The following is a 10924-nucleotide window of genomic DNA, read 5'->3' on the forward strand; positions in this document are numbered from 1 at the left end:
GGGTTAATATAATAAATATATGTATAAATATTATTAGAAAATCTGTGGGTAGTAGTATGAAAGTTTTAATAATTACTGGTGAGTTAGCATATCCTTTAATTAAAGATGTTGTTTCAGATTCAAAAGAAGATATAATTGTACATATTGCGGACAATACTCAAGTGGCTGCATTTTTAACTCCTAGACAAATAATAAAGGAAGTTAAAACTAATTTTTCAAATCAATTAAATGAAATCGACATGATTCTGGTTCCTGGATTGATTAAAAAAGGAACAAAGGAAATTACAAAGGAACTTGGGATTCCAACATTTAAGGGGTCTACGGATGGCGCTGATTTGGCAATGGTTTTAAATCTGATAGGAAATATTGATCTTTCTGAAGATAAACCTGCAGATAAACTTATTGAAGAAGAAAAAAGGCATGAAGCTTTTAAATTCATTGAAGAGTTTGAAAATGATAAGGAGACTATTGATAAGCTTCTTGAAAAACCGAATAATATTTTAATCAGAAATCTTCCTGTCGGCGAAGATTTTCCTATGAGGGTACTTTCCGAAATAGCAAATGCTCCCTTCTTATCCAAAGAGGCATTAATCAATAAATGCCAGTACTTCGTTGATTCTGGTGCAGACATGATAGATATTGGTATGGCTGCAGGTGAAGACTTTTCTGATAAGATTCCTGAATTGATTGAAACTTTAAGGCCAATTGTTGGGGACAGGCCATTAAGTATAGATACATTGAATCCTAAAGAAATTAAGGTTGCTGCTGAAAATGGGATTGACTTTGTTTTAAGCCTTGATTTGGGTAATAATTCGGAAATTAAAGATATTCTGATAGAAAAAGATATTCCCGCAGTTTTGCTTCCCACTAATTTTTCACAGGGCGTTTCTCCCAAAACTCCTCTTGAACGTGTCGAATCGATGCATCAATTAATCAAGGATACTGAAGGTTTAAGATATGTTGCTGATTTGATTTTGGACCCGGTCAATAGTTCCAGCATTGTTGAATCGATTATAGCATGTCATGAATTCCACAAAACCAATAAAGCACCAATGTTTTTCGGTGTTGGGAATGTAACCGAGCTAATGGATGCCGATTCTGGAGGTGTCAATGTATTGCTTGCGGGAATTGGTATGGAACTGGGCGTCAGCATTCTTTTCACTCCTGAAGAAAGTGGAAAGACAAGGGGCAGTGTTTATGAACTTTCCACAGCATCAAAAATGATGTTTCTTGCAAAAAATAGAAAATCAATCCCTAAGGATTTGGGAATCAATATGGTTGTTTTCAAAGACAAGCATAAAAGGAATGATGTTATCGTAAATGAATTGGATGAAATTCCTGAAATAAGACAGTCAAAACCGATGAAATTTATCAGAGACAAGGCAGGAAGTTTCAAAATAAGTGTGGATTATGGAACAACCGTTAGTGAAAGCCGAATCATTGCAACTCATTTTAAAAAGAACAAGGCCGATTTGGTAATAAGTGGCAGCACTGCAAAAGAAATTTATGAAGAAATCATTTCAAAAGAGCTGGTTACACGGATGGAACATGCAGCTTATTTGGGTTCGGAACTTAAAAAAGCAGAAATAGCGATGATTACTGGAAAAGATTATGTTCAGGATTTTGAATTATTCAAAAATCCTGATGAATTCAAAAATTAGTTTTAATCAAAGTCTGTTGGATCGTAGGTGTCTGAAGATTGTCCTGCTTGTGGTGTATATTCGCTTGAAACACTTTCAGACTGTGATGATTCACTGCTTCCAGTTTCAGCATAGGATGAACTGCTGCTTGAATCACTGCTTGAATCACTGTTTGGAGCGGTCATTCCCACGTCACGGCCAGAATCTGGAGAACTATCTTGTGTGTTATCACTTGTTGTGTTTGCAGTAATATTCTTTGTTGTATTTGTCTTGTTTAAACTGGTATTGGTCATGTTTACCTTTTGGTCATTATTGGCATGTATTCCAAATCCAGTAACATATGCTGCAACGCCACCAACGATTAATATGAGGACAACTAATGCAATGATAATCATATCTTCACGTTTCATATTCAACCTCCATTTTTGATAGTCATATATTATTTATTATTTCATATTTTATAAAACTGTTACATAAAGTTTATATTATTTCATAATTAAACCTTATTTATAATTAAATTCTATGAAGGTTAGACATTGCAAGTTGAAAATATTACAATTGATGATATTGATAAAAAGCTATTGGACGCCCAATATGTTTCTAATGATGAAATTTCAACAACTTTGTATTTATCTTTGTTTCTTGGAAAGCCAATGCTTATCGAAGGTCCGCCTGGAGTTGGTAAGACAGAATTGGCTAAAGTAATTGCTAAAACTTTTGATAGGGATTTCTTTAGGATACAATGTTATGAAGGCATTACCTTTGAACAGATTGTGGGCGAATGGAATTATCAAAAGCAGTTATTGCATTTGGAAGCTGCAAAAAATGATTCAAACGGTGAAGATAAAATATTTGATGAAGAATTTTTCATAAGAAGGCCTTTGCTTAATGCTTTTTTAAACAGTAAGGATTCCGTTCTTTTGATTGATGAAATAGATAAGGCTGATGAAGAGGTGGAAAGTTTTTTACTTCAGGCTTTGGGAGAACAGGAAATAACAATCAACGATTTGGGCACATTTCATCTGGAAAATGATTTAATTGTTATATTAACATCCAATTCCCAAAGGTCTTTGCTTGATGAAACCAAAGACAGATGTCTGTTTTTATACATACCTTACCCTACTGTGGAAAGGGAAATCGAGATAGTCAAATCAAAGATACCTGAAGCGGATGATGAAACCGTATCCCTTATTGTGAAACTGGTTCATGATATACGTAATCTTAATCTTATGAAAAAACCGTCTGTGAGAGGTACTGTCGATTGGGTAAAGTCTGTTTCCAATTTAGGTACAAAAAATATGGACAAGTCTCTAAATGACAGTATTGGTGTGGCAATCAAAAATGAAAGCGATAAAAAGAGAGTTGTTAAGGATATTCTGAACAAAAGATAAAATGATAAATAAAATTGCAAAGTTATCTGACCAGCTTAGACAGCAGGGTTTGCCGGTAAGTGTAAGAAGCACACAATCGGCGGTTCAAATCCATATGAGTTTTGGCGAAACCGACAGGATGCTTTTGAAAAGGTCTTTAATGGCAGTATATGTCAAGGACAAATATGACATTCCCAAATTTGATAAGGTTTTTGATGAAATATTCAAGAAGGAAGTCAAAAAGGAAACTCCTAAGGAAGAAAAGAGGGGAACTGCTTATAAGGGTGCCGGCCCAAAATCCAATAAGTACATAATCAAAAAACAGAACAATGCTTACAGAAAACTCAATAAGGAAAGAATCAACAATGAAAAGCTAAAGATGCTGTCTGGCCAGCCTCTTTTGGATGAGGTTAAACAGCTTGAACGAGATGGGGAACTGATGAACAAGGATTTGACAAAACTCAATAGGTTCGACCCCCGCATGCTTGAAATCTGTCAGAGATTGGGTAAAAGGATAGCCAATAAGCGCTCAAGAAGAAAAGTTCAAACCAGTTCCAACAAGATTGATATCAGGAGAACTATCAGAGCCAATTTGAAATACGGTGGTGTTCCTTTTGAACTTGTCAAAGCAAAGCCAAGGCCACATAAGAACGAACACCTGTTCTTGAATGACATCAGCGGATCATGTGAATGGATAAGCAGTTGGTTTTTCATGCTGATGTTTTCAGCGCAGATGGCATTTAAAAAGTCAAGAACATTCGAATTTGACAACAAGGTTATTGAAACTACTCAGGCTTTAAAAGAGGAATATCTGATAGATTCCTTTGTCAAAGTTAAGGATTTAAGGGTTAAGAATATGATGGTTCACGGAACTTCAGACATGTACTCTGCATTCACACGTTTTCAGGATATGGCGAAAATAAATAATAAGTCATATGTAATTATTCTGTCTGATTGCAGGGATTGGGCAGGTCCAAAAAGAAATGGAATACCTGCAAGCGTGGAAGTTCTTGAAGAAATTGTAAGGGACTCAAAAAAGGTTGTTATATTGAATCCAGAAGACAGAAACAAATGGGATGTGGTGGATAGTTGCGTGTCATTATATAGGGAAACTGGTGCACAGGTTTATGAAGTGAACACTTTAAACCAACTGGCTCATTTTGTAGAGCAGATGTAGGTAGTATAAAATGAAATGTAGTAAATGCGGTAATCCTAAAGTCATTATTAAAAGAGAGCAGTCCGGCCAATTGTTGTGCAAGGACTGTTTTATTGAATCAATTGAAAAAAAAGTTATTAAAACTGTCAGAAAAGAAAAATTGTTGGATAGGGGAGATAAGGTTTTAGTAGCTCTTTCAGGTGGAAAAGACAGTGTAACCACATTGGAAATTCTGAATAGCTTTCGTGAAATGAATGTCATCGACATATGTGCTGTAACTGTGGATGAAGGAATCGACAATTACCGTCAGGATGGTGTGGACATTGCCACAAGGCATGCCGAACGGCTTGGAATTGAACATAAGGTGGTTTCCCTTAAAGATGAGTATGGAATTACTTTAGACGAGATAATGCAAAAGGAAAATCATAAGGGATCATGTAGTTATTGTGGCGTATTCAGAAGAACAGTCATTAACAAGGCTGCCCGTGAAATGGGGGCCACAAAAATCGCCACAGGTCACAATCTGGATGATGAGGTCCAGGCAATCATGATGAATTATCTTGAGGGGAATATGGATAACCTGACAAAGTTGGGTGCCAAAACTGAATCAAAAGCAGAAGAGTTCACTGTAAAAATCAAACCTCTTCGTGAAATTCCAGAACGTGAAATTGGAATTTATGTTGTTGCCAAAGAGTTGGAAGTTCATTTTGACAGCTGTCCTTATGCAATGCAGTCATTCAGGGGAGAAGTTTCCGAAGTAATCAACCAATTGGCTGAAAAGCATCCAACAATAAAGTATTCCACACTGAGGGGATATGATAAAATTAAGGGAATTCTTAAAAATGAACTTGTAAAGGATTATGATCATGGAAGATGTGAAAGATGTGGTGAACCTTCATCAAATAGGCTATGCAAAGCATGTTCCTTTTTAGAAGAGTTAGGTTGTGATTAAATGCCATTTACATTAAAATATAAAGATATCAATGAAGAAAGGGAAATTCCTAGTGATGATTATACTATAAAAGATTTATTGAATGAATTGGAAGTGTCTGCACAGACCATGGTGTCCAAGCAAAATGGAGAACTTGTAATTGAGGATACTGTAATTAATGACGGCGATGAAATCCAATTGGTTCAAATAATTTATGGGGGATAATCTTGAAAATCAGTTATGAATGTGGGCCTTGTTTTTTAAGGCAAGCTCGTGAAGCTATGGATTTGTCCTGTGATGATGAATTGCTTAAAATCGAAATTATGAATGATATTTTTGATTTTTTAGCCGATAACTTTTCAAAGGATACCAATTCCAATAAAACAGGTTCAATAATGCACAACATCATCAAAAGCAAAACCGGTTGTGAAGACCCATACCGTAGGGAAAAAATTCAGGGCAATGAAATTGCCTTAAAGTATCTGCCTGATGTGAAAAACATACTTAAAGAGAATGACAGCTTGGAAAATTATGTAAAAATAGCCATCATAGGAAACATTTTAGACTTTGGAGCATTTACATTGGATGATGATATTGATGCAATCATTCAGGAATCTCTTGACAATGAACTGGCCGTTAAGGATGTTGAAGAATTTGAAGATTCTCTTAAAAAACATGATAAGGTTTTATATCTTGTGGACAACACCGGAGAGATTGTTTTTGATAAACTATTGATGGCTAAAATTAAGGAGTATGATGTCGACATTACAATTGCCGTTAAATCAGAACCTATCTTGAATGATGCCTGCATGAAGGAAGCCCTTGAAGCGGGACTTGATGAATTTGGCGAAATCGTTGAAATAGGTGCCGGGACGGTAGGATATGTTGACAGCGAAATTTCAGACGAGTTTCGTGAAATATTTGATTCCCATAACTTCATAATATCCAAAGGAATGGGAAATTATGAAGGTTTAACTGAAATAGATTTGAGTGATAAGGATATCTATTTTTTATTGTGCGCTAAATGTAATACAATAGCTCGTGATATTGGCGTTAATTTAAGGGATATGCTTCTTTTTAAAAAGTAATGTGATTTTATGATTATAGGCTTGATTGGATTTGGAAAAGTTTCTCAAAATCTGGTTAATTTAATCAAATCTGAGGATATTAAATTTGTCACCTCAAAGGAGAGCAGGTCACAGTCAACGTCAAACGTCATCGATGAGTTCAGCATTGATGTTTTGCCAACTTTTAGGGATGTGGCCGTTTCATCGGATATTTTAATTTCTGCAACATCTCCAAAATCTTCTGTTGAAGTAGCTAAAAAGTATGGAAAATATTGTAATGGCATATATCTTGATTTGAATAACATATCTCCTGAAACTACTTTAGAAATCAACAGTTGTGTTAAAAATATGGTGGATGGTGCAATCATCGGAAAAATTGACTCCAATAATCCTATGGTTTATATTTCCGGCAAATCAGCCAATAACTTATTGTTCCTAAAAGATTTTTTCAATATTAGAATCATAAGCGAAAATGTTGGTGATGTTGCCCGTTTAAAGCTCCTTAGAAGCAGCTATACAAAAACCATTACTGCGATTTTAATTGAAAGCTATGAAATTGCTCAAGAGCATAACCTTGAAGATGAATTTTTTGACATAATCTCTTTGACTGAAGGTGATGATTTTAAAGACAGGTCATTATCAAGAATCAATAACACTTTAAAAAGTTCTAAAAGAAAAAGTGAAGAGTTAAATGAAGTTATTGATTGCTTTAATGAACATGAATTGATTATGGTAAAAGCTGCATTGGATAAGTTCATCCTATTGTAACTTCAACTTTAAATCCTTTTTTTGCTTGCTTAATCATTCCGCCAACTGGTATGAAATGGGAATCCATAATATATCTTAAATAGGTAACTTCGCGTGCAGGCAGTCTGAGATTGGTTTTAATCTTTTTGCCTTCACTTTTGAATTGAACTGATATTCTGCCTTTCTTGTCGACATATAAACTTGTATTGATGCCTGCTTTTGTAATTTTTGTTTCGAATTTGGTTAAATTCAATCCTGCTTCCAATTTCAATGGCGCATCAACGGTAATGTTTTGACTTCTGAATTTTTCATTGGCTTCACGTGCAGGGATGCCTTCATCGACCATGCTTGCAACATACCATGCCCGGTCAATGACTTTTTGCACTTTCTGATTTTCGGGAATCACGCCCTGTGATTCGTAATATTTCATCAATTCCATTACTTCTTTTTTTGTAACTTCCATTTCAATTGAACTAATTGCCAATCTGGTCATTACAGGACCATAGTCGGATCTTCTAAAAACTGCCCAAATGGATTCGGGGTCTCTGTAAACTCTTCTTTTGATAATTTCATTAATTGTTTTTCCATTCAGATAAGCTATATTTTCAAGGTTTCCACGTGAATATGTGTTCATTCTTTTATAAATGCCGTCCCAATCTCTTTCTCCGGGCACATTTCCGAGCGCTATTTCCCTTTCAAGAATCTCCGCTGTTGTTTTTGGTATTAATTTATAGACTTTTGAAGGTATCACCATGCCGTTATCGATAATGGATTGCCGGATTAGTCTTCCGGAATATTCGGATTTTTTTAATTCTTTAACAACATGGAAATCCAGTTTGGAGCCGAGAAATTCATTCAATGCATACCATCGAATTTCATTTCTGTTTGTGTAATTCTTTGGCATTCCGACAAAGTTGCCTTCATCAATGAATTTTTGGGCTTTTGATTTTATTTCATCAAGACTGATGCTTGCAGAGGTGATGTAATCAGTCACGCCATCATCAATCATCTGTTTAAGTCTTATGGGCACACTATATGATAATATTAGTCTGTGGTGAAGACCTTCAAATGATCTGACTTCGTCTGCTCCCAAAGCTAATGCCATTTCACGTCTTGCTTCAAAATTCACAAAAAAAGGGGCGTGATTTGCACTAAAGCCTTTATTCAGATAAACGACCACTTTTTTGTTTTCACTTTCAGCTATTTTAAGAGCTTCTTTGATTAATTTTTCATGACCTTTATGAACGGGGTCAAAATCAGCACTAATTCCAATCAAATTAAACACCAAAAAAAAAGAATTATGAGGATGGTCATTAACCATCCATTAACTTTAAAATACCGCTAATCACTAACCATGCTCCGATTAATGTACCAAGAACAGTAGGGTCAGCAATAAATGTTCCAATAATCAGATATAATAATCCAAGAACCACTCCAGCTATTCCTATGTAAAATCCATATCTTGTGGTGCGGTTATTGATTAAAGTAACAAGTCCAACAACAATCAATATTATTCCGGCAATATACAGTGTCAGTCCGGATATTGCTCCAAGAAATGAAGGATTGTATATTAAAAAGATACTTAACAGCAGCAGTACCAATCCCAGGAATATATCCAATATTGCTCCGGTTTTATTGTAATCGATTATGCTTGTTCCAACAACAAGCAGGTAGACAGATATCAATAATACTGATAAGCTGATTAAGCCATTAACACCAATAATTCCCATTGCCGGGAATATGATAACGATTAATCCTAGAATGATGGCTAATAAACTAATAAATTTAGTTTTCATATTTATGTTTCCTCCTAATAAGTATTTAATATTTAAATTATTTAATATAATGGGATGTGTTTTATTTCAACGGTTGATGAATTCATGTCACTATTTTCTATTTCTGCCAACCATTCATTTTTACATTCGCATTCATATTCTATTTTGCTTTGTGTTAAATTATTGGCTATTATCATATGCTTTAAATCTTTATTGCATTTTTTACAGTTGTACGGACCACGTCTTGATCCAAACCCTGAAGTGTCTAAAAGTGCAGGTATGTCAATTTCATCTCTAACTGTGTTGATTATTTCAATACATGACCAAATCCATGGTGGCTGATATGCCCCTTGCCTCCATAATCTTTCGATAACTGTTCCTCCATGAATTGTTGCAGGACAAAATGAAAGTCTGTTTACTCCAATTGAATCGCAGTATCTTGCAGTTTCTATCGATTCATCAATTGCCTGTGCTTCAGAAATTAAAATAGGCTTTACAAAGATGTATGCTTTAGATTTCAAATTATATCCTTTACTTTTAGACAAGTTCTGCATTAATCTGACTGCATTTGCAAAGTCTTCTTTTGTAAACCCTTTATTGATTTTATTAAGTCGTGTATAATCATTTGAAGTTTCAAGGCCAATGCTTACTTCAAATAATGTATCTCCTATAATTTCAAAAATTTCATCAAGCACGTCCTCTTTTACATATTCTGGCCTTGACTCAACGATAATTTCTTTAACATTTCCAAGGTCAACCAGGGTTTTTAAAATTTCGTCACGGGCATCTTTAGGAAGTTCATATGGGTTTAGGAAGCTGCCTGATGCAAAGAGTTTAACTGAAATTTTATCTTCCTCAGCTATTGGATGTCTCTGTAGGTGTTCGTTAAAAATTCTAAGAATTGTTTGTGTATCGATAGGCTCCAGAGTGCAATCTGACACATAGCTGCACATTGTACATCCTCCACTGTCACCAAGTGCCCATGCACAACCTGGTGTTGGCAATATGATGAATAATGTTTTTGAAACGCCACTGTAAGTTAGGTCATCATTGTACCAACTGGCTCCCACTTGTTCTGGAGTTTTTGGATCTTTTCGCTCAAAAGCCCTTTGTCTGATTTCTTTACATAAATTTTCAATTTCCATTATAATACCTGCAATATAATTAAATGTAATATTATATAATTAGGGCTTTTTTATAATTAAAAATTGTGTTACAAAAACAGTATGTTATTAAGTTGTGTATATGGGGTTAAAAAAATAAAAAAAGAAAAAAGTAGCAAGTTTAGAAACTTGCGATTACTTCTCCTAATAATTTAATGGATTCTTCTACGTTTTTACCTACAGGGGATCCTGCTACGTATTGAGTTACGCCCATTTCAGCTAAGCCTTCAATTTTAGGGATGAACTCATCAGGAGTACCACATACGGAAAATGCGTCGAGTGCTTCATCGGTTACAGCACCAATAGCTCCACCGAAGTCACCTTTAGCTAAGAATTCACCCATTTGGGTGTTGAATCCATCAGGTAATCCGTGTCTTTCGATAACTGGAGGTGGTGAACCTGCTGCAATAAATGCAACTACGATTTTAGCTGCGTTTTTAGCTGCGTCTGAGTCTGGTCCGATAGAGGTTGCAGTGTATGCACCTACGTCGAATGCTTTGTCTCCACCAGCTGCTTCAAGACCTTTTTTGATCATTGGCATAGCTGCTTCATAATCTTTAGGGTTGGAAGCGTTAATTAATACACCGTCTGCGATTTCTCCAGCGGTTTCTAACATTTTAGGTCCTTGTGCACCCATGTAAATAGGGATTGCATCTTGTACTTTTTTAACTCCACCTAAAGCTGCTCCAGCTTCAGTTTTTTCACCTGCTAATAAGGTGTTAATGTCAGCGATTGCTGCTTTGATAGTGGATACAGGTTTAGTCCATTCAATTCCTAAAGCATCGAAAGTTGCTTTGTCACCAGGACCAATACCGAAGGTTGCTCTTCCTTCTGAAATTTCGTCGATAGTAGCGATTGCAGATGCGGAAATTGCAGGGCTTCTTACGTATGGGTTGGTTACACCAGGACCCATTTTAATGGTTTCAGTTTCAGCTGCAATTAATGCTAAGGTTTCGTATACGTTTTTGTTGTTGTAGTGGTCAGTGATCCATGCGTATTCAAAACCGACATCTTCTGCTATTTTTACTAATCTTACGAGTTCTTTTAAAGGTATTTGAGGTACGAATTCTATACC

General features: G+C 35.5%; 12 protein-coding genes. 7 read left to right on the plus strand and 5 right to left on the minus strand.

Annotation, left to right across the window (positions count from 1 at the left end; genetic code table 11):
• Positions 1-56 precede the first annotated feature (56 nt).
• Positions 57-1661: a dihydropteroate synthase-like protein gene (locus UIB65_RS09430; RefSeq protein WP_330041168.1), complete on the plus strand. Its 1605-nt coding sequence runs from the start codon at positions 57-59 to the stop codon at positions 1659-1661.
• A gap of 2 nt (positions 1662-1663) precedes the next feature.
• Here UIB65_RS09430 and UIB65_RS09435 read toward each other — a convergent pair whose 3' ends face one another.
• Positions 1664-2050, minus strand: a complete 387-nt coding sequence (locus UIB65_RS09435) for a hypothetical protein (RefSeq protein ID WP_330041170.1) — start codon at positions 2048-2050, stop codon at positions 1664-1666.
• 126 nt (positions 2051-2176) lie between these two features.
• Between UIB65_RS09435 and UIB65_RS09440 the strand changes: the two genes are divergently transcribed.
• From UIB65_RS09440 to UIB65_RS09465, 6 genes are read left to right on the plus strand one after another with little or no spacing between them, the layout of a single operon-like run.
• Positions 2177-3031, plus strand: coding sequence for a MoxR family ATPase (locus UIB65_RS09440; protein WP_330041171.1), 855 nt, complete (start codon positions 2177-2179; stop codon positions 3029-3031).
• A 1-nt stretch (position 3032) separates the two neighbouring features.
• Positions 3033-4187 carry a VWA domain-containing protein gene (locus UIB65_RS09445; protein ID WP_330041172.1) on the plus strand — a complete coding sequence of 385 codons (1155 nt, stop codon included), beginning with the start codon at positions 3033-3035 and terminating at the stop codon, positions 4185-4187.
• A 10-nt stretch (positions 4188-4197) separates the two neighbouring features.
• On the plus strand, positions 4198-5118 hold the full coding sequence (locus UIB65_RS09450; protein ID WP_330041173.1) for a TIGR00269 family protein: 921 nt from the start codon (positions 4198-4200) through the stop codon (positions 5116-5118).
• On the plus strand, positions 5119-5322 hold the full coding sequence (locus UIB65_RS09455; protein ID WP_330041175.1) for a MoaD/ThiS family protein: 204 nt from the start codon (positions 5119-5121) through the stop codon (positions 5320-5322). It begins immediately after the preceding gene.
• Between the two features lie 2 nt (positions 5323-5324).
• Positions 5325-6185 carry an ARMT1-like domain-containing protein gene (locus UIB65_RS09460; protein ID WP_330041176.1) on the plus strand — a complete coding sequence of 287 codons (861 nt, stop codon included), beginning with the start codon at positions 5325-5327 and terminating at the stop codon, positions 6183-6185.
• Positions 6186-6194: 9 nt separating this feature from the next.
• On the plus strand, positions 6195-6932 hold the full coding sequence (locus tag UIB65_RS09465) for an NAD(P)-dependent oxidoreductase (protein WP_330041177.1): 738 nt from the start codon (positions 6195-6197) through the stop codon (positions 6930-6932).
• Here the strand turns inward: UIB65_RS09465 and UIB65_RS09470 are convergent.
• The 4 genes from UIB65_RS09470 to mer form a co-directional block, all read right to left on the minus strand.
• Positions 6919-8196 (minus strand): cytidyltransferase, encoded by a 1278-nt coding sequence (locus tag UIB65_RS09470; protein WP_330041178.1) that lies wholly within the window; start codon positions 8194-8196, stop codon positions 6919-6921. The two genes, UIB65_RS09465 and UIB65_RS09470, sit on opposite strands and share 14 nt — an antisense overlap.
• Positions 8197-8224: 28 nt before the next feature.
• Positions 8225-8707 carry a DUF308 domain-containing protein gene (locus UIB65_RS09475; RefSeq protein ID WP_330041180.1) on the minus strand — a complete coding sequence of 161 codons (483 nt, stop codon included), beginning with the start codon at positions 8705-8707 and terminating at the stop codon, positions 8225-8227.
• A gap of 41 nt (positions 8708-8748) precedes the next feature.
• Positions 8749-9831: an archaeosine biosynthesis radical SAM protein RaSEA gene (locus UIB65_RS09480; protein ID WP_330041181.1), complete on the minus strand. Its 1083-nt coding sequence runs from the start codon at positions 9829-9831 to the stop codon at positions 8749-8751.
• Between the two features lie 139 nt (positions 9832-9970).
• Positions 9971-10924, minus strand: a 954-nt coding sequence (mer, locus tag UIB65_RS09485; protein ID WP_330041183.1) for a 5,10-methylenetetrahydromethanopterin reductase, incomplete at its 5' end; no start/stop codon positions are given.

It is taken from the genome of Methanobrevibacter sp., assembly GCF_036307625.1.
GTDB lineage: Archaea > Methanobacteriota > Methanobacteria > Methanobacteriales > Methanobacteriaceae > Methanocatella.